Below are 21,828 nucleotides of genomic sequence, written 5' to 3' on the forward strand. Positions count from 1 at the left end.
GGCGGAAGGGCGAAGCGACGAAGCTGCCAATCTCCCCCCGTGAGGGGGAGATGTCCGGCAGGACAGAGGGGGGCGTTCAGGCGCTGACATAACCCTCAAAACCTCGGAATGTCCGGAAACGCCATCTGTCCGCGATGCACATGCATGCGCCCCAGCTCCGCGCAGCGGCGCAGTTGCGGGAACACCTTTCCCGGGTTGAGCAGATGATTGGGATCGAAGGCGCATTTGACCCGCATCTGCTGGTCGAGGTCGATCTGGTTGAACATTTCCGGCATCAGGTCGCGTTTCTCGACGCCCACCCCATGCTCGCCGGTCAAGACGCCGCCGACCTTGACGCACAGCCGCAATATGTCGGCGCCGAAACTCTCGGCCTTGTCGAGTTCGCCCGGCACGTTGGCGTCATAGAGGATCAGCGGGTGCAGATTGCCGTCGCCGGCATGGAAGACATTGGCGACGCCGAGCCCGTATTTTTCGGAGAGCTCGCGCATGCCGGCCAGCACGCGCGGCAGTTCCTTGCGCGGGATGGTGCCGTCCATGCAATAATAGTCGGGCGAGATACGGCCGACCGCGGGGAAGGCAGCCTTGCGCCCTGCCCAGAAGCTCAATCGCTCCTGCTCCGACTGCGAAATGCGGCAGGTGGTCGAACCGTTGCGGATGGCGATCGCCTCGACCGCGGTGATGAGATGATCGACCTCGACGCCCGGCCCGTCGAGCTCGACGATCAGCAGAGCTTCGACATCCAGGGGATATCCGGCATGGACGAAATCCTCCGCCGCATGAATCGCCGGACGGTCCATCATCTCCATGCCGCCGGGAATGATGCCGGCGCCGATAATGTCGGCGACGCATTGGCCACCCTGCTCGCTGGTCGGGAAGCCGATCAGCAGCGCACGTGCCGTCTCCGGCTTCTTCAAAATGCGCACGATGACTTCGGTGACGACGCCCAGCAGGCCTTCGGAGCCGGTCATGACGCCGAGCAGGTCGTAGCCTTCCGCGTCCAGATGCCTGCCGCCGAGCCGCACCACCTCGCCGCTCATCAGCACCATCTCGATGCCGAGCACATTGTTGGCGGTCAGGCCGTATTTGAGGCAGTGCACGCCGCCGGAATTTTCGGCGACATTGCCGCCGATCGAGCAGGCGATCTGGGAAGATGGGTCGGGGGCGTAGTAAAAACCCTCCTGCTCGACGGCGGTGGTGATGCCGAGATTGGTGACGCCCGGCTGGGCGACGACGATGCGATTGGGGAAATCGATCTCGATAATGCGGTTGAAGCGGCTCATGACCAGGAGCACCGCGTCCTCCAGCGGCAGCGCACCGCCCGACAGCGAGGTGCCGGAGCCGCGCGGCACGACGCGGATGTTGCGGTCATTGCAGTATTTCAGCACGCGCGAAACCTGTGCCACCGTTTCGGGAAGCACCACGACCAATGGCAATTGCCGGTAGGCGGTCAGGCCATCGCTCTCGAAGGCGCGCATTTCGTTGGCCGCGTCGACCACACCCTCGCCCGGCACGATAATGCGCATGTCGGCGACGATCTCGCCGCGCCGGCGCATCGTGGCGTCGTCTGGCTTGGGCATGGCAAGGCCGGACATCGGCAGCCTCATCTCGCGTGACTGGTCAAAATCTTTTACCAGTGAAGGGCGTCGGTTGCAAACCCCGCTTTGACCGAGAGCGGACACGGACGCAACGGACGCCTTCCGTAGCGGCAATCTGCCGCTGGTGCGCTTTATCCTGTGGGAAGTAAAGGCGCGCCTACTCGCCCGGATGTTTCGTCGGCTCGGAATGCATGCGCCGCACCCGCCGCACGCCCCACCAGACCAGCAGGATGGCGAGCGGCACGCACGCCGCCGTGACCACTTCGGGCGCGAAGGCATGGCCGAAGATCGAGGCGCCCTTGGCGACATAGCCGACGAGGCCGACGACATAGTAGGAAACGGCCGCGACCGACAGGCCTTCGACGGTCTGCTGCAGGCGCAGTTGCAACCGGGCGCGATTGTTCATCGAGGCGAGCAGGTCGCGGTTCTGCTTCTCGACCTCGACATCGACCCAGGTGCGCAGCAGCGTGGTGGCGCGCGTCAGCTTGCGCGACAGGTTGGCCTGACGCTCCTCGACCGAACGGCAGGTGCGCATGGCAGGCGCCATGCGCCGCCGCAGGAACCCCGCCCAGGTGTCATATCCCTGTACGGCTTCTTCCTCGAGCGCTTCCAGCCTTTCGCCGACGATACCGTCATAGGCACGGCTGGCGCCGAAGCGGTAGAGGCTCGACGCCGCGTCGGCTTCCAACTCAGCCGCGAGTTCGGTCAGGTCGGCAAGCAATTTCTGGCTGTCGCGGGTCTCGGCGAGTTTCATCTCCAGCGTGATCTGGGCCAGCCTGTCCTCGATACGGCGGGCGCGGCCGGACAAGGCCAGCGCCAGCGGCAGGCCGAGCATGGCCAGCGTGCGATAGGTCTCGATGTCGATCAGCCGCTGCGACAAGGCGCCGGTGCTGGCCGGCGTCAGGCCGCGGTCAAGGATCAGCATACGGGTCAGGCCGTCGCCATCCTGGCGGAAATCGGTGACGATTGCAGCATTGCCGCGTTCGACCAGCGAATAGCAGAGGCTGGTCGGATCGAAGCCGGCGATCGACCGCTCGCCCGCCTGCGTCCATTTGCGGATCTCGAGCCGGATGCCTGAAATAACGGTTCCGGGTGGAGAAAATCCGTTGCCGAACGGCGAATCCTCCTGGCCCTTGCCGCCTTCGGCAAGCGGCCCTTCCCACAGATAGGTGGAGAATTCGGTATGCCGCTCCCAGCGCAACGAGCCCTGGCCCCATCTCATGGCGTGATGGCGGGCCTGACGGTCGGGCGCGGCTATGCCGAGCCGGCGCGACAGCTCGGAAAGCACCGAATGATCGACGCCGGCGCCACCCTCGGTCATGAAGGCGAGCTGGATCAGCACACGCGGCTTCTCGATCAGCGGGTGCGGACGGGCATGGACTTCGCCCAGCGCGCCGGGCCGTCCCTCATGCGCGGGAAATCCGAGCACGCTGCCCTTGGCGCGCGGCTGAAATTCGAGATTGGACGGGTCGTGCGACACGGCTTGTTCCCCGGGTTTCTTTGAACCCTCTTGCAGTTGCGTCCTCTAGAGCCAATAGGCTCCTGACGCAAACAGCAAAGTTTAGCCGAAGAGGATAGGGGCGCGAGCGGGGAAGCCGACACGCTTCGACCAATTGGATAAATAATTTGACCAGTTGGCGACGCTGGCTTTATCTTGCGCGACACCGGTTCAACACTCCCAGGCATGCCGTTGAGCGACATTTTTTCCAGAATCGAGCACTCGCGAACCGCCGACGAGGTGGTGCAGCAGATCGAAAGCCTCGTCCTCGAAGGCGTGCTGCGCACCGGCGACCGGCTGCCTGGCGAGCGCGAGCTGGCACGCCAGTTCGATGTGTCCCGGCCGATCCTGCGCGACGCGCTGAAGGCGCTCGAGGGACGCGGCCTTTTGACGACGCGGCCGGGCGGCGGCACATATGTAGCCGACATCATCGGCCAGCTGTTCACCAAGCCGGTGGCGGACCTGATCTCGACGCATCGCAAGGCGGTGGCCGATTACCTGGAATATCGCCGCGAGGTGGAGGGGATCGCCGCCGAATATGCGGCGCGGCGCGCCACGCCGGAGGACCTGGCCCTGCTCGACCGCATCATGGCACGCATGGACGAAGCGCACCGCACCGGGGATTTCGACGACGAAGCCGAGATCGACGTCGAATTCCATCATGCGATCTGCGAATGCGCGCACAACATCCTGCTCCTGCATACGCTGCGCTCCTGCTACAGGCTGCTGTCGGAAGGCGTGTTCCAGAACCGGTTGCTGGTGTTCACGGTGCCCGGCGCGCGCGATGCGCTGCTGGCCCAGCACCGGGCGATCCACATCGCGGTCAAGGCCGGCGACCCGGCCGGCGCGCGGCAGGCGGCGATGGACCACATGATCTATGTCGAGCGGTCGATGGCGCAAGCCGAGCGCAGCGGCGACTGGCAGCGCGTATCGCGGCTCAGGCTCAGGCAACGCTCTGAAGCCGGCGATGCCGAACCGGCGCGCAAACGCTCCTGAACGATATCGATCAAGCGGGGACACGATGAGCGACATTCTCACCATTGCCGACCTCAAGGACCTGGCGCGACGGCGCGTGCCCAGGATGTTCTTCGAGTATGCCGATTCCGGCGCATGGACCGAGAGCACCTACCGGGCCAACGAGGAGGACTTCCAGAAGATCAAGTTCCGCCAGCGCGTGCTGGTCGACATGAGCAACCGCTCACTGGAATCGACCATGATCGGCGAGAAGGTGGCCATGCCGGTGGCGCTGGCCCCAACCGGCCTGACCGGCATGCAGCATGCCGACGGCGAGATGCTGGCGGCGCAGGCGGCCGAGGAATTCGGCGTGCCGTTCACGCTGTCGACGATGAGCATCTGCTCGATCGAGGATGTCGCGTCGGTGACGAAGAAGCCGTTCTGGTTCCAGCTTTACGTGCTGCGCGATAAGGACTTCGTGCTCGACCTGATCGACCGGGCAAAAGCGGCGAAATGCTCGGCGTTGGTGCTGACGCTCGACCTGCAGATCCTCGGCCAACGGCACAAGGATGTCCGCAACGGGCTTTCGGCGCCGCCCAAGATGACGCTAGCCAACATCGCCAACATCGCGGTCCGTCCGCGCTGGTGGATGGGCATGGCCGGCACGAAGCGCCGCACGTTCCGCAACATCGTCGGCCACGCCAAGGGCGTCGGCGACGTGGCTTCGCTGGCGTCATGGACGACGGAGCAGTTCGACCCGCATCTGTCGTGGAAGGATGTCGCCTGGATCAAGGAACGCTGGGGCGGCAAGCTGATCCTGAAAGGCATTCTCGACAAGGAAGACGCGTTGATGGCCGCTGAAACGGGCGCCGATGCGATCGTGGTTTCCAACCATGGCGGGCGTCAGTTGGACGGCGCATCCTCGTCGATCATGGCGCTGGAGGAAATCGCGGACGCGGTCGGCGACAGGATCGAGGTGCACATGGATGGCGGCATCCGCTCCGGCCAGGACGTGCTGAAGGCACTGTGCCTCGGCGCCAGGGGCACCTATATCGGCCGGCCGTTTCTCTACGGCCTGGGCGCGCTCGGCAAGGAAGGCGTTACCAAGGCGCTGGAAATCATACGTAAGGAGATGGACATCACACTGGCGCTGTGCGGAAAACGTCTGGTGACCGACATGGGCAAGGACCAGATCCGGCGCTAGCCAGGTCGGCGACGGCCTGATCACGGAGACAGCGATACGTTGGCAGAACCCGACATTCATTTCCTGGACGCGCGCGGACCGGACGGCATGCGGCTCTACGCAATCGGCGATGTCCATGGCCGGCTCGATTTGCTGGCCGCCATGCATCAGCGAATCGAGAGCGAGCTCGAATGGAAGCCGGCTCGCGACTGGCGCGTCATCCACCTCGGCGACTATGTCGACCGTGGGCCGGACTCCAAGGACGTCGTCGATTTCCTGATCGAGGCGCGCAAACGCGATCCGCGAAACCTGATGCTTGCCGGCAATCACGATCTCGGCTTTCTCGATTTTCTCGATACCCCTGACCCGGACGGGCTTTTCATGCGCTATGGCGGGGTCCAGACGGCGCTATCCTACGGTGTGCCCCTCGCGGCCGACGCCGGCTGGTTCGGCAGGATGGAGACGATGAGACGGGGGCATCAGGCTCTGCTCGAAGCAGTACCGCAACACCATATCGATTTCCTGCGTTCGCTACCCTTCTCAATCAGCTTCGGCGACTTCTTCTTCTGCCATGCCGGCATCCGGCCAGGCGTTGCCCTGGAGAACCAGAATCCGCAGGATCTGATCTGGATCCGCGACGTTTTCCACGATCACGCCGGCCTTTTCCCGAAGATCGTGGTGCACGGCCACACGCCCGTTCCCGAGGCGGAGGTCATGGCCAACCGCGTCAATGTCGATACGCTCGCCTGGCAATCAGGCATGCTGAGCGCGCTCGTTGTCGAGGACGCCGACAAACGCATTCTGACAATGACAATAAGGGAAGCTTGAGTGGCGCGCGTCGCGGAAACGACGCGAACGGTCCGGCTATTCAGCGCAGCGAAGCGGTGACGCCGTAGCCGTCGACGGCGTTGTGGTTGTTGGCGGCATCGGCCGCATAGATGCCGAGACCGCAAATCACGATGGCGGACATCATGGCAAAGGACAGAAGCGCTGCTTTCACGGACGTCATCTCTTGTTGAGCTTCCTGCATCTGTGCACGAGGCGGTTACCAATGCGTTGAAACCGAAAATACGTCTCAAAGTTTCGACGATTTCGCGCTTCTAGGCACGTTCTGTATCGGCGGTGTGTCGCACGGGCCACACAAAGGTCCATCGCGGTTGCACCGGTGATGCAGAGCGCGCGCCTTCTAGGATGGCGGGCGTACACAAGCCAAGGACGAAACCGGTTTTCCCCAGGCGGATTCACCGCCGCGTGCCAATTATGCCACGCCCTGGTCCGCAGAGATGATGCTCAGATCGTCGCCACCCATGCGCGGGCGATGGCAAGGCCGGCAGCATCGGCATCCGGTCCGTTACGGGCCATTTCGCCATCGAGCTTGCCGGCCCAGTCGGGGTGGCGCGCTGCAATGATCGGCGCGAAAGAGGTGCTCCAGTCCTTCACCAGCGGCCGATCGGCCTCGAAGTGGAACTGGAAGCCGTAGACGGCGCGGCCGACGCGGAACGCCTGGTTCTCGGCGACATCATTGCCGGCGAGCCGCACGGCGTTTTCAGGCAGCACGAAGGTGTCGTCGTGCCATTGGAAGATCGGGAACTTTTCCGGAAGCTCGGCCAGCACCGGATCGGCCTTGGCGTCCGGCGTCAGCGAAACGCCGCGCCAGCCGAATTCGTTGGCGCCGCCGATGCGGTTCTCGCCGCCGAAGGCGCGGGCAACCAGCTGGCTGCCGAGGCAGATGCCGAGCACCGCGCGGTTCTTGCCGGCGAAATCGCGGGTCAGTTCGAGCAGCGCCGGAAAATAGGGATATTCCTCATCGGCCAGCGCGTTCTGGCCGCCGCCGAGCACCACCATGGCGTCGTGGCCGTTCGCATCATCCGGCAGCGGATCGCCCTTGTAAGGAAGGCGGATGTCGAGATCGGCACCGGCTTCCGCAAGTGCCGCGCCGACCTGGCCGAGGCCGGTGTTGTCGTAGTTCTGGACCACCAGCACCCGCATCGCAAAACCCTGCTGACGTGAAAACGATGCGACGAGCGATATCATGGCGCCGGCATTTCAGCCAAGATGCGGGCGCGCGGAGAAAACTATGCCACTGCAAAACCGGGTCGATCCGTTCGGCGCTATCCACGCCGTGCCCGAGCGCGGCCTGTTCATGGGCAATCGCGGCATCATCCACGATCCCGAGACCAGGACGCTGTTGAAAAAACGCTGGGCGCTTCACGCCTGGATCATCTGCGTCTGCGACTTCGGCGACGTGCGGCGCGAGCCGATGGGCCGCAACCGGCGACGTGATGATCTATCGGGACCCAAGGCGGGCTGGACGGAACTGTTCTTCCTCGACGAGGTGACGGCGCTGGCGGCGGGCCATCGGCCCTGCTTCTTCTGCCGGCGCGAACGGGCCAGGGATTTTGTGGGTCGCTTCGGCGAAGCCTTCGGCATAACGGAGCCGCGCGCGCCGCAGGTCGACAAGCGGCTGCACAAGGAGCGGCTGGCCGCGGGCGGCAAGCCGCCGGTGGTGGCGGCTGACGAGCTTGCAGGCCTGCCCGACGGCACGATGGTCGACCGTGGCGGCAATGCCTACGCCTTGCGTCGCGGCAAGGCGCTGCGCTGGTCGTTTGCAGGATATTGCGGAGCGCAGGATTTCAACGACCTCGCTCATCGGCCGCTGCGGCTGCTGACGCCGCCGACCACGATCGGCGTGCTGAGGCGAGGCTACGAACCCGTCTGGCATCCTTCCGCCAAGGCTTGACGGCAACCGTCGCCTCGCCCATTCCTCGGCCATGCGCGCCAACTACAAGATGCAACGCCTGTTCGTGCCCGACGATCTCGGGCCGGAGATCGAGTTCGACGCCGGCCACCAGCAGAGCCATTATCTCCTGCACGTGCTGCGGCTTGGCGAGGGCGCCGAGATCCTGTTGTTCAACGGCCGCGACGGCGAATGGTCGGCGGCCATCGCGGCCAAATCCAAGAAGGCGGTGAAGCTGAGGGTGCTGGCGCGGCAACGGCCGCAGCCGCCGCTGCCCGATCTCGTCTACTGCTTCGCACCGCTGAAGCAGGGCCGGCTCGACTATCTGGTGCAAAAGGCGGTCGAAATGGGCGCCGGCGTGCTGCAGCCGGTCATTACCCAGCACACGCAAGTGGCGAAACCCTCCATCGACCGGTTGCGCGCCAATGTCGTCGAGGCGGCCGAGCAGTGCGGCATACTTGCGGTGCCGCAGGTGCGGGAAGCGGAAAAGTTCGAACGCCTGCTGACCGGCTGGGACAAGGAGCGGCGGCTGATCTTCTGCGACGAGGACGCTTCGACCAACAATCCCCTGCCCGCGCTGCAAGCGGTGAGCGAAAGGAAGCTCGGCCTGCTGGTCGGGCCGGAAGGCGGATTTTCCGACGAAGAGCGCAAGGTGTTGCGCGCTCTGCCTTTCGTTACCGCCATTCCGCTCGGCCCGCGCATCCTGCGCGCCGACACGGCCGCCGTGGCCGCACTGGCGGTGATGCAGGCCACAATCGGCGATTGGTGAGGGTTTCTTCCTTCTCACACAAGGGAGACGGGAAGAGCCGCATCGTTCAATTCCTGTTGACCTCTGGCTCAGGATTTTTCGCTTGATCGGCTACTGACATTTCGTCCATCTAGCGCCGGCGGTCGTCCGGCCGCCCTGCAGTGCCGCGCGTCGACGCGCAAAGGCCGCTGTAGTACTTTGATTTTGGCGCATATCTCGAAAATCGAGGTCGATTTCGGGATCGTTGCGCCGCAGGGGCTTGATGATGGCGCGTGACACAACCGATTTCCGGCCGATCGAAGGCATGGACGAACTCGTCGCGCACCTAGCCGAGGGCAACAAGCCGCGGGAGAAGTGGCGCATCGGCACCGAGCACGAGAAATTCCCGTTCTACGTCGACGGCAACGGGCCCGTGCCCTATGGCGGCGAGCGCGGCATACGCGCCATCCTCGAAGGCATGCAGTCAAAGCTCGGCTGGGACCCCATCATCGATGACGGCCGCATCATCGGCCTGGTCGAGCCGACCGGCCAGGGCGCGATTTCGCTGGAGCCCGGCGGCCAGTTCGAACTCTCCGGCGCGCCGCTGGAGACGATCCACCAGACCTGCCGCGAGGGCAATGCCCACCTGGCGCAGGTGCGCGAGATCGCCGAGCCGATGGGCATCCGCTTCCTTGGCCTTGGCGGCAGCCCGAAATGGTCGCTGGCCGAGACGCCGAAAATGCCGAAGTCGCGCTACGAGATCATGACGCGCTACATGCCCAAGGTCGGCACCAAGGGCCTCGACATGATGTACCGCACCTGCACGATCCAGGTTAATCTGGACTTCGAGAGCGAGGTGGACATGCGGCGCAAGATGCAGGTGTCGCTGAAGCTGCAGCCGCTGTCGACGGCGCTGTTCGCCAATTCGCCCTTCACAGAAAGCCGGCCGAACGGCTTGCAGAGCTGGCGCGGCGACATCTGGCGCGACACCGACAACCAACGCTCGGGCCTGCTCGAATTCTGCTTCTCGCCCGATTTCGGTTTTGCCGACTATGTCGAATGGGCACTCGACGTGCCGATGTATTTCGTCATCCGCGACGGCCAGTACCACGACATGACGCACGTCACCTTCCGTCAGTTCATGGCCGGGGCCGTCCGCAATGAAATCCCGGACGGATTGCCGACGATGGGCGACTGGGCTAACCATCTGTCGACGCTCTTCCCCGACGTGCGGCTGAAGCGCTTTCTCGAGATGCGCGGCGCCGATGGCGGGCCGTGGCGGCGCATCTGCGCCCTTCCGGCCTTCTGGGTCGGGCTGCTTTATGACGAGGCAGCGCTCGATGCGGCGGAGGCGCTGACCTCGAGCTGGACCTACGGGGAAGTGCTGGCGATGCGCAACGCCGTGCCCGAACAAGGCATTTCGGCGCCGTTCCGCAACGCCACGTTGCGCGACATCGCTCGCGACGTGCTCACCACCTCGCGCATGGGGCTGAAGAACCGCGGCAAGAAGAACCGCGACGGCTATGACGAGACCTCGTTCCTCAACACGCTCGACGAAGTCGTGGCGCGCGGCACCACCAGCGCCGAGGAGATGCTGTCGGCCTACCACACACGCTGGGGCGGCTCGATCGAGCCGGTGTTCATGGAATACGCCTATTAACCCTCGGCTTCGAGGCGGCCGAGCTCCTGCAAAAGCCGCTTCAATCGGCGGTGGAAACGAATTAGGCTTCTCCGGCGGGGATTTCCGGAGGAGAGACCAATGCCTTCCTTGTTCGACATGCTGGCACAAGCCCAGAACGGCAGCGGCATGCAGGCGCTTGCCCAACAATACGGGCTCTCGATGCAGCAGACGCAATCTGCGGTGGAGGCGTTGCTGCCTGCCTTTTCGCAAGGACTGAGGCGCAACACCGCCGATCCCTATGGGCTCGGCGCCTTCATGACGGCGATGGCGAGCGGTCAGCACGCCAAGTATTTCGAGGACGCGACCCGGGCCTTCTCGCCGCAAGGCATCAATGAGGGCAACGGCATTCTGGGGCATCTGTTCGGCTCGAAGGATCTGTCGCGCGCGGTTGCCGGCCAGGCGGCGCAAGCGACCGGTATCAGCCAGCAGGTGCTGCAACAGATGCTGCCGGCCCTGGCCTCGATGATGATGGGCGGGCTGTTCAAGCAGACCACCAATCAGTTGGCCGGGGGGCAGATGCAGGCGGCCAGCGGCTTCGGCGCCGCCGGCAGCAATCCGCTGGGCGAGATCATCGAGCAGATGATGCGCCAGGGAGGCGGCCTGGGCGGCGCCCAGGCGCCGGCGCCGCAGCCGAGCCCGCCATCGCAAGACCCGATGGACAACCCGCTTGGCAAGGTGCTGCAGGACATGTTCGGCGGCGGCGCGCCACAGCCGCAAAGCCGATCCCAGCCACAACCGCAGCAGACACAGAACCCCTTTGGCGACAATCCGCTCGGCAAGGTGCTGCAGGACATGTTCGGCGGTGGCGCGCAGCCGCCGCAGGACCAGCCTCAGCCGCAGCAGACCCAGAGCCCCTATGGCGACAGTCCGCTAGGCAAGATCTTCGAGGAGATGCTGCGGCAGGGTGGCGGTGCATCAGGCGGCGAGCAGCCGGCGCCGCAGCCCCAAGCTCGGCGGCAGCCCCAGGCGCCGCAGCCGCAGGCCAATCCGAGCGGCAGGCCGACGAACCCGTTCGACGATCTGTTTGGCAAGATGTTCGAGACCGGAGCGCAGCAGCGCGACGACTACCAGAAAGGCATGGAGTCGATTTTCGACCAGTTCAAGCGCGGCATGGATCGGCGGTAGCCGTCGCCCAGGTTTTGGCTTTTGCCTCGCGCAAAAAGAAAGCCCGGTCCTTGGGAGGACCGGGCAGCGTGCAGGCAGGCCGGCGGGGGACCGGCAGGGAGTGGGAAGCCTGCATGAACCTTGGTCGCGCTGACTGATGAAAAGGTTCAGCGGGACCGAAATTCAACCGATCAGGCCACCCTGCGGGCGATGTCCTCGATGGTTTCGACGCGATCGCTGGCGATTTCGCGCAGCATCGCCGTCGGATCGCGGCCAAACGGCACGTCGATGGCGACGTGCAGGTCGGCGCGCGTCAGGCCGATATCGGCAAGCTCGGCGTCCGACATCTCGCCGAGGCGATAGAAGGCACGGCGGTTTTTCCAGGCCTGGTAGACATTGGAGACCGCATTGATCGCGCGCGTCGCAACGGCCGGACGCGTGGTGATGCGCGAGGTCTCGGTGGCGAAATCAAACGTAACCATGTCGGTCTCCTTCAGACTCGAACGGGCAAAACCAGGCGATCGGCGCTGGCGACAGCGGCCGTTCCGGCTTCGATTCACATGCCTTCATGTGGACATCAGTAATTTGCCATTGCTCGATTGATTAATCCAACGAATGTTTCTAATCTTAAGCATCAACACTAGTGATGGATCATGCCGATGAAAGCGCCGCTCGATCTAGATCAGTTGCAGACCTTCATCTCGATCGCCGACACTGGCAGTTTCACCCGGGCGGCCGAAGAGGTGCACCGCACCCAGTCGGCGGTGTCGATGCAGATGCGCCGGCTAGAGGAGCGGATCGGCAAGCCGCTGTTCGAAAAGGAAGGGCGCAGCAACAGACTGACGGAGGAAGGCGACAAGCTGCTTTCCTACGCAAGACGGCTGCTCTATCTCAACCGCGAAACGCTGGCCGCCTTCGACGACCGGCGGCTCGAAGGCACGATCCGGATCGGTACGCCGGACGACTACGCCGACCGTTTCCTGCCCGAGATCATGGCGCGCTTCACGCGTTCCAATCCACGCGTCGAACTGACCGTCGTCTGCGAACCGACGCCGGGGCTGGTCGAACACATCAAGCGCGGCAATCTCGACCTGGCGCTGGTGACGCATAACGACGTGCGCGGCCAGTCCGAGGTGGTGCGGCGCGAACCGCTGCTGTGGGTCACCTCGGCCAACCATGCCACGCACGAGCAGGAAACGCTGCCTATGGCCTTTGGCCGGCCAAACTGTATCTGGCGGCGCGCCGCCGTCGACGTGCTTGACCAGCAGAACCGCGACTATCGCATCCTGTTCACCAGCTTTTCCGCAACGGTCATCACCGCCGCGGTGTTGTCGGGCCTGGCGATCTCGGTGCTGCCGGAATGCGCGCTCAGGCCCGGCATGCGGGTGCTGGGCGAGGCCGACGGCTTCGGCGCCCTGCCCGACTGCCGCATCGGCATCATGCGCGGCCAAACCTCGCGGCCGGAGATCGTCGATGCACTGGCCCGGCACATTTCCGAAAGCCTGGACAACATCTCGGTGCCGCTTGGCGAAGAGGCGGGAACGTTCGATTTCGCGGCACTCGCCTTCAGCAAGATGCGGCGAACCAAGCCGAACCAGATCCTGCCGGGCTGGTAAGCGATCAGACGCACCTGAACGCCGACCTGAAAACAGCCAGCTTGACGCCGGCGCGCAACCACCCCCCAATCGGCCGATGAGCGAAGCAGCATCCGAATCACGCAGCAACGCCACCGAATATACGGTGAGCGAAATATCAGGCGCCCTGAAGCGCACCGTCGAGGATGCCTTCGGCAACGTGCGGGTGCGCGGTGAAATCTCGGGTTATCGCGGGCCGCACTCCTCCGGCCATGCCTATTTCACGCTGAAGGACGACCGCGCGCGGCTCGACGCCGTGGTGTGGAAGGGCACGATGGGCCGGCTGAAATTCCGCCCCGAAGAAGGAATGGAGGTGATCGCCACCGGCAGGCTCACCACCTATCCCGGCAAATCCAACTACCAGATCGTCATCGACAATCTGGAACCGGCGGGCGCCGGAGCCTTGATGGCGCTGCTGGAGGAGCGCAAGCGCCGGCTGCAGGCCGAAGGACTGTTCGAGGGGGGCCGCAAGCGGTTGCTGCCCTTCATGCCGCGCGTCATCGGCGTCGTCACCTCGCCGACGGGTGCCGTCATCCGCGACATCATCCACCGGATCAAGGATCGTTTTCCGCTGCATGTGCTCGTCTGGCCGGTGCGGGTGCAAGGCGAAACCGCGGGCGCCGAGGTGACCGCCGCCGTCGCCGGTTTCAACGCGCTGGCAAGGGATGGCACCATCGAGCGCCCGGACCTGCTGATCGTGGCGCGCGGCGGCGGCAGCCTCGAGGACTTGTGGGGCTTCAACGACGAGGCCCTGGCCCGTGCCGTCGCCGCCTCCGCCATTCCGGTGATCTCGGCCGTCGGCCACGAAACCGACTGGACGCTGATCGACCTCGTCGCGGATGTGAGGGCGCCGACGCCGACGGGGGCGGCCGAAATCGCCGTTCCGGTGAAGGCCGACCTCGAAGCGACGCTCGCCAGTCTCGGCGCGCGGCTCAAGGCTGCGGTTTCGCGCAATTTCGAGCGCAAGCGCCAGTCCGTGCGCGCGGCGGCGCGTGCGCTGCCCTCGCCCGATCAGTTGCTGGCGCTGCCACGGCGTCGCCTCGACGAGGCGGCGAACCGGCTCGGGCGCGGCCTCATGGTTTCGACCGAACGCAAGCGGGGACGCTTCCTCGCCCTGAAACTGACGCCGGCAATGCTGTCGCAGCGAATTGCCGAGGCGCGGCGGACCAACGAGCGCAATCTTCTGCGGGCACAGGGTGCGTTGCGCGCGCTGACGAGGGCCCGGCGCGCGGAACTCAATCGCGCCGCCGATCAGTTGCCGAAATGCGCCCGGGCGTCGCTGCAGCGGCTCCGACAGCAATTGGCGGCGCTGCAGGGCCGCATCACCATAGAGCCCACGGCGCGGCGGCAGCGGACCCAAAGGGATTTCCTGACCGCGCTGACGCGGCGCAGCACGCATGCGGCATCGCTGAGGCTGGAGCGGCTGCGCAGTCGCGTCGCCCAGGCCGACCGCTTGCTGGCGACGCTGTCGCACAAGGCGGTGCTGGCACGCGGCTTCGCCCTGGTGAAGGATGCCGACGGCGCCGTCGTCAAGCGTGCGGCGGAATTGTCGGCGGGGATGGCGCTGTCCCTGGAGTTCGCCGACGGCACGGCGGATGCGGTCGCGACCAGCGGCTCGGCGCGGCCACGACCGGCCGCCAAAACCGCGACCAAGGCCAAGGAGCCCGGCAGCCAGGGCTCCCTATTCTGAACCGTGACATGACAGACAATCCGCATCATCACAAAACGCCCTCCGGCAAGCCGCGCGCGCGAAGCTTCGGCATCGGCTTCGACGGCACGCCCGGCCCGTTCAACGCGATCACCGACGTGGCTGGAGTGTCGGTCGGCTATTCCACGCTGATTTCAGGCGACGGCCCGCTCGTCGTGGGCCAGGGACCGGTGCGCACCGGCGTGACCGCGATCCTGCCCAGGCCGCGGGCCGACCTTGCCACACCGGTCTTCGCCGGCATCTTCAGCCAGAACGGCAATGGCGAACTGACCGGCTCGCATATCGTCGAGGAGACCGGCGCCTTCAACTTCCCCATCACCGTCACCAACACGCATTCCTGCGGCGTTTCGCGCGACGGCACGCTGCGCTGGATGAGCAAGGTGCTGCCAGCCGCACTCGACAGCGGCTGGGGACTGCCGGTGGCAGCGGAAACTTATGACGGCTTCCTCAACGACATCAACGGCCACCATGTGACATCAGGGCATGTTGCCGAGGCGCTCGACGGTGCCGCCAGCGGACCGATCGAGGAAGGCAGCGTCGGCGGCGGCACCGGCATGATCGCCTTCGGCTTCAAGGCCGGTTCGGGCACCGCGTCGCGCATCACCGAATGGCAAGGGCGTGCCTATACTGTCGGCGCCTTCGTGCAGGCGAATTTCGGCAAGCGGCGCAATTTCACGCTTCGAGGCCTGCGCGCCGGGCCGGAGCTCGTCGAACCCGCGATCCGCGAAGGCACGCCACGTGCCGAAAAAGGCTCGATCATCGCCGTTATTGCCACCGACGCACCGTTCCTGCCGCATCAGATGAAGCGGCTGGCCCGCCGTGTGCCGCTCGGCGTCGCCATGACCGGCGGCTTCGGCTATCACAGTTCCGGCGACATCTTCCTCGCCTTCTCTACCGCCAATCCCGACGCGGCCCTGGCGCCGCCGGGCCGGATCGCTCGCGCCGAGTTCATCCCCGACAGCGACATCGATCCGTTCTTCGATGCCGTGGTCCAGGGCGTCGAGGAAGCCGTCCTCAATGCGATGGTCGCCAACGAGGACATGACCGGCCGCGACGGCAATTTCGTGCCGGCGCTGCCGAAGGCGTGGCTGAAGGAGAAATTCGGCTGAGACAAATACGCGGACCGAATGGTCCGCGTATTCATACAGGATTGCTCCTGAATTATTCCGCAGCCTTGCTCGCGGCCTGCTGGTGCTCGTCGGCCTCGGCCGCTTCCTCGAGCCGGGAGGCGATGAGTTCCTGGATATCGCCGACTTCTTCCTGGATATCCTCCAGCGGTATGCCGACCTCGGCCGCCTTGGCAGCGCATTCCCTGGCCAGCGTCTCGGCCTGCTTCTCGATCCTGGCGTGGGACTGGCAATGGACTTTTTCGCCAATCCATCCCTGCAAGAATTCGATGGCGTGCTCACTCATATTGCTTTTCCCTGGCGGCGAAGCCGGTTGGTAATCATAAACGTCGGCATCCGGTGAAGGATGCATGTCCCCATTCCAGCCGAGTCGCCACCGGACGGCAAGCCGATGTCGTCCAAGGTCCACAGAGCCAAAGGAAATAGAGGATTGAAGAACATTTTCTGTTTCTGGGGGGCGGGTATCGTTTGGCGGGAATCCTGTCCCGCCTCGAGAGGCTGCTTCTACTTGCTTCTTACGGTTTTCAGGTCCGTTTGCATCTCAATGGCTGTCACAACAGCTGCCCGATGACGTTGCCGTTTCCAGGCACAAGCCATCGAAGCCGCCGCTATATAGTGACATCCCCATGCAATGTCGACTCTCTCCGCCGCCTTGCATGGAAGCCCCGCGAAAGCCGCATAGGTCACCGTGCCGATCAGAAGGTCTCGACCCAGGGCCTGAGCTCGAGTTCCCAGGTCCAGGCGCTGCGGTTCTGGCGATGGATGCCGAGATAGGCCTCGGCGATCGCGTCCGGCGATAGCCGTCGATCCTGCGGGTCGGGAGCCTCTCCCGGCACGGTCGAGGCAATGGCACCATCGATGACGAAATGCGCGACATGGATGTTCTTGGGGGCCAGTTCGCGAGCCATGGATTGCGCCAGTCCACGCAAGCCGAATTTGGGCATCGCGAAACCGGCCGAGCCGGCGAATCCCTTGACGCTTGCCGTCGCGCCGGTGAAGAAGATCGAGCCCGAGCCTTGCAAAAGCAGCCGGTTGGCTGCTTGCTGGCCAACCAGGAAGCCGCCATAGGCCCCCACCAGCAAGGCCTGCCTGACAGCCTCTGGATCGAGTTCGGCTATCGGGCCACGGGCGCGTCCGCTGGCATTGAAGACCACGAGCGACAGCGGGCCGGCCTTGTCAGCGACCTCGAACAGGCGCTGCACCGACGCGGCATCGGAGACATCAGTTGCCACGGCTTGGGCGCCGGTCTGCGCCAGCAACGGGTCGAGCTTCTCGACGTTGCGGGCGGCCAGCACGACACGAAAACCTTCCCTTGCGAGAAGGCGCGCAAGCGAGGCGCTCAATCCGGATCCCGCTCCGGCAATGACGGCGACATTGGATGTCATGAGCATCTCTCTTTCGCGGTGGTGACTGGATTGGACAGGGTTGCGCCTTCCCAAGTGGAACGCAAGAGAAAGCATTTCCAAGAAAATGGGGTGTCGTCGTGGCGCGCTTCCCAGGCCGCAAAAACTGTTCCCGGCAAAGAAAAATGGCCGGGCGCGAAGACGGCCCGGCCAGAAAGAAGGTCATAACCTTCAGAGGGGAACACCGTTCGGAGGAATGGGAGGAAACCTCGAACGATAATTTTATCTTGAGCCCATTTTCGCGCGCTGGCGACGAATAGAATTCTAAAATTTTGCCGCCCTACAAAAATTTCTACCTGCCGAATGGCTCAGCCTGCCCGGGTCTCGGGCTCAAACAGATCGGCATAATGACGCCGCGCAACGTCGGGATGGGAGCGCAGCCTGCTCTTCAGCACATTGGTTCCGACATCGCGAAACAGCGGATTGTCGGGATCGCTGGCCGGCCCGCGCGCCTGCGCCGCCAGTTCCTCGGGAAGCTCGAGCAGCGGTATCGTGGCATCGAGCTTGGCGCTGAAGAAGAACGGCACCGAGATGCGTTCGACGCCGGCGGGCGGCGTCACGACGCGATGCACGGTGGCTCTCAAATAGCCGTTCGAGGCGAGCTCCAGCAGCTCGCCGATGTTGACGACGAGCGTTCCGGGAATCGGATCCACGTCCACCCAGCTTCCGTCATAGTCTACCTGCAGGCCCTTGTTGTCGTCCTGGAGCAGCAGCGTCAGGAAGCCGCCATCCTTATGCGCGCCGACGCCCTGGTCGCCGCCGGTCGCTTCGCGGCCGGGGTAGCGCACGATCTTCATGCGATGATTGGGTTCGCCGCCATAGATCGGATCGAAAGCGTCCTCGGCCTGGTCGAGCGACAGCGCGAAGGCCTTGAGCAGACGAATGGCCACGGCCGTCGCCTTCGCCTGCCAGGCCAGCAGCGCCGGCTTCAGCTCCGGCAACGCCGACGGCCACTGGTTCGGCCCCTGCAGCCGCGTCCAGGCAGGAATTCCCGGGCCTTGCGCGATGGGCGGGCGCTCGACGCCGATGTCGAGCTGCTCGCGCCAGTCGGCCTTGCCCTTGGTCAGTTCGCCGCCAGCGCGGGTATAACCGCGGAACTGCGAGGAATTGACCATCTCTATCGACAGCTTGTCGGCTTCCGGCAAGGCAAAGAAACGCCGCGAAGCGGCGAGCGTCTCGCTGATGTCGGCCCATGGGATGCCGTGGCCCGCCAAATAGAAAAAACCGATATCGCGCGAGGCGGAGCGCAGATCCGCCAGAAACGTCCGGCGCTCCGATGCGCCTTGTTCGAGACGGCTCAGATCGAGCACGGGCACTATTCTGGGCATGTCAGCTCCTTTTCGGGTTCTTTCCGGGTGCTGCTTGAAAACTTCGCCCGGAAACCCGGGCCCGTGGATGTGCTGCTCCTTTTCCAGCGGCCGAAGCCGCCATCGATGCCCCAAATCTCACGGAGTTCAGTGCGCCGGGAAAGGAACGATCGGCTTTTCGATGCCGCCGGGACGAACAATTTTTCTATTTGGGCGGGCAGCCTGACGATGAGCGCGATCATTGCGCGAAACAGCGGCGTGTCATTTCAGGCACAGCGCGAAGCTGTCATTGGCCCTTGAACGGCCGCGCGGGAGGCGCGTAACATCGTGGCACTTGAATTTGAATCTGTTTCATTCGTCCGGGCTAAGTCCGGATCGGTTTGGATAGGTCCTTGAACACGCAAGCAATCGGCAGCGCGGCGGGGCGCGGCAAATCGTTTGCCCATGTGGCGCAAGCCTCCTGGGGCAAGGGCCCTGGCACCTTGCTACGTATCATGCGCATGACGCTGCGCCACCCTTGGCAGGTCGCCATCACCATCGTCTCGACCTTCATCGCCGCGACGCTGCAGCTTTTCATTCCGCGCCTGCTGGGACACGCCATCGACCAGGCGCAGGGCGTGGTGGCTGCCGGTGCAAATACCGGGCCGAGCCGGCGCTGTGGAATACGGCGCTGACGCTGCTCGTCGTCAGCATCCTGCGCGGCCAAGGCTGAGCGCTCCTACGGTCAGTTCCGTTCGATGGGGCGAGAAGGGTTCCGGCTGTTCCGGATCACCCTGGCATGAAACAGTCGGTTCCTGACGCATCAGCATCCCGATCCGCAAGGCAGTGAAACTGGGCGAGGACAAACCCACGCTTGTTGCGGCGGAGCAATCCTCTTTGTCTCGGTCCTCAAACGATCAGATCGTCAATTCTGATCGGCAAGTCGCGGATCCGCTTGCCGGTCGCGTGGTAGACAGCGCTGGCGACGGCAGCGGCGGTGCCGACATTGCCGAGTTCGCCCAGGCCCTTCACACCAGCCGGATTGACCTCATGGTCGATCTCCGGAACCAGTATGACGTCAAGGTCCCTGACATCGGCATTCACCGGGACCAGATAATCCTGCAGGTCGCGGTTCACATAGCGGGCATAGCGGGTATCGATCTCGGTCGCCTCATGCAGGGCCTGGCCAATGCCCCAGATCATGCCTCCCATCAGCTGGCTGCGCGCGGTGCGCGTGTTCATGATGCGGCCGGCCGCGAACGCCCCGACGATGCGCGGCACACGGATTTCGCGCGTGTAGCTGTTGATGTGCACCTCCACGAATTCGGCCCCGAACGCATATTTCACCGAATCCGCGTCGGACTCGCCGCCGTGGAATTCCGACTGGCCGGCATAGAGCTTCTTGAGCGCTTCGGGGGTCGAGCCCTTCGGCGCGAATTCGGCATATTCCTCGATAGCGCCTACCTGCATGGCCTTGAATATATCGGCGGTGCTTGCCGACGCCCCGCCCTTGGTGAGGATCCGTCCCTCGTGGAGGTCCAGTTCCTCATTGTGCGAGCCTGCAAGAGGGCCACTCTCCGCGACCGCTGCCGCGAACAATTTCGTGCGCACCGCATCACACGCCTTGAGCACGGCCGAACAGACGCTGGCGGTGGAAATCGAACCTCCCGATACCGGTGCCGGCGGCAAGGCACTGTCGCCCATCTCGACGGCGACCTTGCCGATATCGACACCGAGGCGTTCCGCCGCCATCTGGCCGGCAACGGTTCGCACACCGGTGCCGATTTCATGCGAGCCGCACTGCACGCGCACGTCTCCTTCGGCCGTCAGGCGCACGCGGGCCGCGCATGGCGCGGCCGCGGTCGGGTAGACTGCCGTCGCGCATCCCATGCCGACGAGCCAGTCGCCGTCGCGCATCGAGCCGACTTTCGCATCCCGTCTCGTCCAGCCGAAGGCATCAGCGGCCTGATCGTAGCATTTCATTAGCGACCGGCTGGAGAACGGCTTGCCGCCGATCGGCTCCTTCTGGGGCTCGTTGATCCGGCGAAATTCGATCGGGTCCATGCCGAGTGCGACGGCCATTTCGTCCATGGCGCTCTCGAGGGCATAGACGTAGGGCGTCTCGGGCGGCGAGCGCATATAACCGGGCGTGTTGCGATCCGCCTGCACCAGCGAGACATGCGTCAGCACGGAGCCATAAGCATACATGCGACCGGTGGCCGAAGTCCCGCCGACGACATAGGAATCGGGTCTCGAGGTCACCTCCCAGCCTTCATGGCCGAAAGCAGTGATGCGGCCGTCCTTGCCGGCGCCGATGCGGATGCGGTGCCGGGTTTCGGCCCGATAGGTCTGGGTGCCGAACGCCTGCATGCGGCTGACCACACAGCGCACCGGCCGGCCAAGCCGCCTGGCGGCCACAGCCACGATGGCCGTTCGCGCCGTCATCGGCCCCTTCGAGCCGAATGCGCCGCCTACGTTAGGGCAGACGATGCGCACATTCGCTGGGTCGAGCCTCAATTGCCGCGCCAACTCGACCTTCCAGCCGGTCACGTTCTGGGAGGGCTCGTAAACGGTGAGTTGGTCGCCATGCCAAACAGCGGTGGTCGAGAACAGCTCTATCGGGTTGTGATGCTGGGTCGGCGTCGAATACCGCGCATCGATCTTCATCGGGGCCGATTCATACGCGGCATCGAAATCGCCGGCCTTGACGTCCTCCTTGAACAACGGGCTTTTGCCGGCGGCGTCGATGGTCTTTGTCCCCGGCATGTCGAAACTGGCGGTCGGCTTTTCCTCGGCATAGTCCGCGCGGATCCTTTGCGCCGCCTCCTCGGCTGCTTCGAAGGTCTCGGCGACCACCAGCGCAATGATCTGACCGTCATGGAAGATCGCCTTGTCATGCAGCGGCCCGATAGAACTCGCGCCGGTATTTCCGAATTTCGGCGTCTCGACCTTGTCGAGGTCGCCATAGGTGACGATGTCGAGGACGCCGGGCACCGAGCGCGCGTCATCCAGGTAAAGCCTGGCGACCTTGCCCTTGGCGATGCTGCTCGTCGCGAGCACGGCGTGCGCAATGTTGGCGGCCGGGAGATCCGCCGCGTATTCGGCCTGGCCGGTCACTTTCAGCCGCGCATCGATACGCGGCAGCGGCTGTCCCATGTTTTCCTTCGGCTGTGGAGCGGCGACGTTCATGA

At 64.5% G+C, this 21,828-nt stretch carries 21 protein-coding genes; 12 read left to right on the forward strand and 9 right to left on the reverse strand.

From position 1 onward, the window contains the following. Window positions 1-95: 95 nt before the first annotated feature. Together FJ979_RS12350 and FJ979_RS12355 are read right to left on the reverse strand one after the other, a co-directional pair. Complete coding sequence (locus FJ979_RS12350; protein ID WP_140581211.1) at window positions 96-1,592, reverse strand: FAD-linked oxidase C-terminal domain-containing protein; 1,497 nt, start codon at window positions 1,590-1,592, stop codon at window positions 96-98. A gap of 160 nt (window positions 1,593-1,752) precedes the next feature. Beyond that, window positions 1,753-3,075 (reverse strand): DUF3422 family protein, encoded by a 1,323-nt coding sequence (locus tag FJ979_RS12355; protein WP_140581214.1) that lies wholly within the window; start codon window positions 3,073-3,075, stop codon window positions 1,753-1,755. Window positions 3,076-3,285: 210 nt separating this feature from the next. On the opposite strand from FJ979_RS12355, the gene FJ979_RS12360 reads away from it, so the two are divergent. Genes FJ979_RS12360 through FJ979_RS12370 form a run of 3 tightly spaced genes read left to right on the forward strand, consistent with a single transcriptional unit; the run spans window position 3,286 to window position 6,058 of the window. Next, window positions 3,286-4,089: an FCD domain-containing protein gene (locus FJ979_RS12360; protein ID WP_140515030.1), complete on the forward strand. Its 804-nt coding sequence runs from the start codon at window positions 3,286-3,288 to the stop codon at window positions 4,087-4,089. 25 nt (window positions 4,090-4,114) lie between these two features. Next, the gene (locus FJ979_RS12365; RefSeq protein WP_140524799.1) at window positions 4,115-5,251 is read left to right on the forward strand and encodes an alpha-hydroxy acid oxidase; all 1,137 of its coding nucleotides are present in this window, start codon (window positions 4,115-4,117) and stop codon (window positions 5,249-5,251) included. A 39-nt stretch (window positions 5,252-5,290) separates the two neighbouring features. Continuing rightward, a complete protein-coding gene (locus tag FJ979_RS12370) occupies window positions 5,291-6,058 on the forward strand; it encodes a metallophosphoesterase family protein (RefSeq protein WP_140498373.1) in 768 nt (255 codons plus the stop codon). A gap of 40 nt (window positions 6,059-6,098) precedes the next feature. Here FJ979_RS12370 and FJ979_RS12375 read toward each other — a convergent pair whose 3' ends face one another. Both FJ979_RS12375 and FJ979_RS12380 read right to left on the reverse strand, forming a co-directional pair. Further along, window positions 6,099-6,239 (reverse strand): hypothetical protein, encoded by a 141-nt coding sequence (locus FJ979_RS12375; RefSeq protein WP_181165325.1) that lies wholly within the window; start codon window positions 6,237-6,239, stop codon window positions 6,099-6,101. A 281-nt stretch (window positions 6,240-6,520) separates the two neighbouring features. Next, on the reverse strand, window positions 6,521-7,219 hold the full coding sequence (locus FJ979_RS12380) for a type 1 glutamine amidotransferase (RefSeq protein WP_140515250.1): 699 nt from the start codon (window positions 7,217-7,219) through the stop codon (window positions 6,521-6,523). Between the two features lie 88 nt (window positions 7,220-7,307). Here FJ979_RS12380 and FJ979_RS12385 point away from each other — a divergent pair, with 88 nt between their 5' ends. From FJ979_RS12385 to FJ979_RS12400, 4 genes are all read left to right on the forward strand, one after another. Next, window positions 7,308-7,970: a hypothetical protein gene (locus tag FJ979_RS12385; RefSeq protein ID WP_140581216.1), complete on the forward strand. Its 663-nt coding sequence runs from the start codon at window positions 7,308-7,310 to the stop codon at window positions 7,968-7,970. A gap of 31 nt (window positions 7,971-8,001) precedes the next feature. Continuing rightward, a complete protein-coding gene (locus FJ979_RS12390; RefSeq protein ID WP_140581219.1) occupies window positions 8,002-8,736 on the forward strand; it encodes a 16S rRNA (uracil(1498)-N(3))-methyltransferase in 735 nt (244 codons plus the stop codon). Window positions 8,737-8,980: 244 nt separating this feature from the next. After that, on the forward strand, window positions 8,981-10,354 hold the full coding sequence (locus tag FJ979_RS12395; protein ID WP_140581222.1) for a glutamate--cysteine ligase: 1,374 nt from the start codon (window positions 8,981-8,983) through the stop codon (window positions 10,352-10,354). A gap of 99 nt (window positions 10,355-10,453) precedes the next feature. Continuing rightward, window positions 10,454-11,500: a DUF937 domain-containing protein gene (locus FJ979_RS12400; RefSeq protein ID WP_140581224.1), complete on the forward strand. Its 1,047-nt coding sequence runs from the start codon at window positions 10,454-10,456 to the stop codon at window positions 11,498-11,500. Window positions 11,501-11,670: 170 nt separating this feature from the next. Here FJ979_RS12400 and FJ979_RS12405 read toward each other — a convergent pair whose 3' ends face one another. Further along, a complete protein-coding gene (locus FJ979_RS12405) occupies window positions 11,671-11,961 on the reverse strand; it encodes a DUF1127 domain-containing protein (protein WP_140498379.1) in 291 nt (96 codons plus the stop codon). Window positions 11,962-12,138: 177 nt separating this feature from the next. Between FJ979_RS12405 and FJ979_RS12410 the strand changes: the two genes are divergently transcribed. The 3 genes from FJ979_RS12410 to FJ979_RS12420 all read left to right on the forward strand — a co-directional run bounded on the left by FJ979_RS12410 (window position 12,139) and on the right by FJ979_RS12420 (window position 15,930). Further along, window positions 12,139-13,095 (forward strand): LysR substrate-binding domain-containing protein, encoded by a 957-nt coding sequence (locus tag FJ979_RS12410; RefSeq protein ID WP_140498380.1) that lies wholly within the window; start codon window positions 12,139-12,141, stop codon window positions 13,093-13,095. 76 nt (window positions 13,096-13,171) lie between these two features. After that, window positions 13,172-14,803, forward strand: coding sequence for an exodeoxyribonuclease VII large subunit (xseA, locus tag FJ979_RS12415; protein ID WP_140581227.1), 1,632 nt, complete (start codon window positions 13,172-13,174; stop codon window positions 14,801-14,803). A gap of 8 nt (window positions 14,804-14,811) precedes the next feature. After that, window positions 14,812-15,930 carry a P1 family peptidase gene (locus FJ979_RS12420; protein ID WP_140558658.1) on the forward strand — a complete coding sequence of 373 codons (1,119 nt, stop codon included), beginning with the start codon at window positions 14,812-14,814 and terminating at the stop codon, window positions 15,928-15,930. A gap of 52 nt (window positions 15,931-15,982) precedes the next feature. Here the strand turns inward: FJ979_RS12420 and FJ979_RS12425 are convergent, their stop codons facing one another. From FJ979_RS12425 to FJ979_RS12435, 3 genes are all read right to left on the reverse strand, one after another. Continuing rightward, a complete protein-coding gene (locus FJ979_RS12425; RefSeq protein WP_140498383.1) occupies window positions 15,983-16,234 on the reverse strand; it encodes a DUF768 domain-containing protein in 252 nt (83 codons plus the stop codon). A gap of 409 nt (window positions 16,235-16,643) precedes the next feature. Next, a complete protein-coding gene (locus FJ979_RS12430) occupies window positions 16,644-17,333 on the reverse strand; it encodes an SDR family NAD(P)-dependent oxidoreductase (RefSeq protein WP_140498384.1) in 690 nt (229 codons plus the stop codon). A 326-nt stretch (window positions 17,334-17,659) separates the two neighbouring features. After that, the gene (locus FJ979_RS12435; protein WP_140515014.1) at window positions 17,660-18,679 is read right to left on the reverse strand and encodes an isopenicillin N synthase family oxygenase; all 1,020 of its coding nucleotides are present in this window, start codon (window positions 18,677-18,679) and stop codon (window positions 17,660-17,662) included. A 63-nt stretch (window positions 18,680-18,742) separates the two neighbouring features. Here FJ979_RS12435 and FJ979_RS12440 point away from each other — a divergent pair, with 63 nt between their 5' ends. Both FJ979_RS12440 and FJ979_RS12445 read left to right on the forward strand, forming a co-directional pair. Continuing rightward, window positions 18,743-18,958 (forward strand): hypothetical protein, encoded by a 216-nt coding sequence (locus FJ979_RS12440; RefSeq protein WP_140498386.1) that lies wholly within the window; start codon window positions 18,743-18,745, stop codon window positions 18,956-18,958. 92 nt (window positions 18,959-19,050) lie between these two features. After that, window positions 19,051-19,332, forward strand: coding sequence for a hypothetical protein (locus FJ979_RS12445; protein ID WP_224619155.1), 282 nt, complete (start codon window positions 19,051-19,053; stop codon window positions 19,330-19,332). Window positions 19,333-19,546: 214 nt separating this feature from the next. On the opposite strand, the gene FJ979_RS12450 is transcribed toward FJ979_RS12445, so the two are convergent. Next, the gene (locus tag FJ979_RS12450) at window positions 19,547-21,826 is read right to left on the reverse strand and encodes a xanthine dehydrogenase family protein molybdopterin-binding subunit (protein ID WP_140581230.1); all 2,280 of its coding nucleotides are present in this window, start codon (window positions 21,824-21,826) and stop codon (window positions 19,547-19,549) included. Between the last annotated feature and the right edge of the window lie 2 nt (window positions 21,827-21,828).

The organism is Mesorhizobium sp. B1-1-6 (assembly GCF_006443035.1).
Lineage (GTDB): Bacteria > Pseudomonadota > Alphaproteobacteria > Rhizobiales > Rhizobiaceae > Mesorhizobium.

Bases quoted from the DNA above. Each gene is read 5' to 3' on its own strand.
- FJ979_RS12375 (WP_181165325.1), bottom strand. From the start codon at position 6,239: ATGACGTCCGTGAAAGCAGCGCTTCTGTCCTTTGCCATGATGTCCGCC.
- FJ979_RS12425 (WP_140498383.1), bottom strand. From the start codon at position 16,234: ATGAGTGAGCACGCCATCGAATTCTTGCAGGGATGGATTGGCGAAAAA.
- FJ979_RS12380 (WP_140515250.1), bottom strand. From the start codon at position 7,219: ATGCGGGTGCTGGTGGTCCAGAACTACGACAACACCGGCCTCGGCCAG.
- FJ979_RS12350 (WP_140581211.1), bottom strand. From the start codon at position 1,592: ATGTCCGGCCTTGCCATGCCCAAGCCAGACGACGCCACGATGCGCCGG.
- FJ979_RS12395 (WP_140581222.1), top strand. From the start codon at position 8,981: ATGGCGCGTGACACAACCGATTTCCGGCCGATCGAAGGCATGGACGAA.
- FJ979_RS12400 (WP_140581224.1), top strand. From the start codon at position 10,454: ATGCCTTCCTTGTTCGACATGCTGGCACAAGCCCAGAACGGCAGCGGC.
- FJ979_RS12365 (WP_140524799.1), top strand. From the start codon at position 4,115: ATGAGCGACATTCTCACCATTGCCGACCTCAAGGACCTGGCGCGACGG.
- FJ979_RS12450 (WP_140581230.1), bottom strand. From the start codon at position 21,826: ATGAACGTCGCCGCTCCACAGCCGAAGGAAAACATGGGACAGCCGCTG.
- xseA (WP_140581227.1), top strand. From the start codon at position 13,172: ATGAGCGAAGCAGCATCCGAATCACGCAGCAACGCCACCGAATATACG.
- FJ979_RS12405 (WP_140498379.1), bottom strand. From the start codon at position 11,961: ATGGTTACGTTTGATTTCGCCACCGAGACCTCGCGCATCACCACGCGT.
- FJ979_RS12410 (WP_140498380.1), top strand. From the start codon at position 12,139: ATGAAAGCGCCGCTCGATCTAGATCAGTTGCAGACCTTCATCTCGATC.
- FJ979_RS12430 (WP_140498384.1), bottom strand. From the start codon at position 17,333: ATGACATCCAATGTCGCCGTCATTGCCGGAGCGGGATCCGGATTGAGC.
- FJ979_RS12385 (WP_140581216.1), top strand. From the start codon at position 7,308: ATGCCACTGCAAAACCGGGTCGATCCGTTCGGCGCTATCCACGCCGTG.
- FJ979_RS12420 (WP_140558658.1), top strand. From the start codon at position 14,812: ATGACAGACAATCCGCATCATCACAAAACGCCCTCCGGCAAGCCGCGC.
- FJ979_RS12390 (WP_140581219.1), top strand. From the start codon at position 8,002: ATGCGCGCCAACTACAAGATGCAACGCCTGTTCGTGCCCGACGATCTC.
- FJ979_RS12435 (WP_140515014.1), bottom strand. From the start codon at position 18,679: ATGCCCAGAATAGTGCCCGTGCTCGATCTGAGCCGTCTCGAACAAGGC.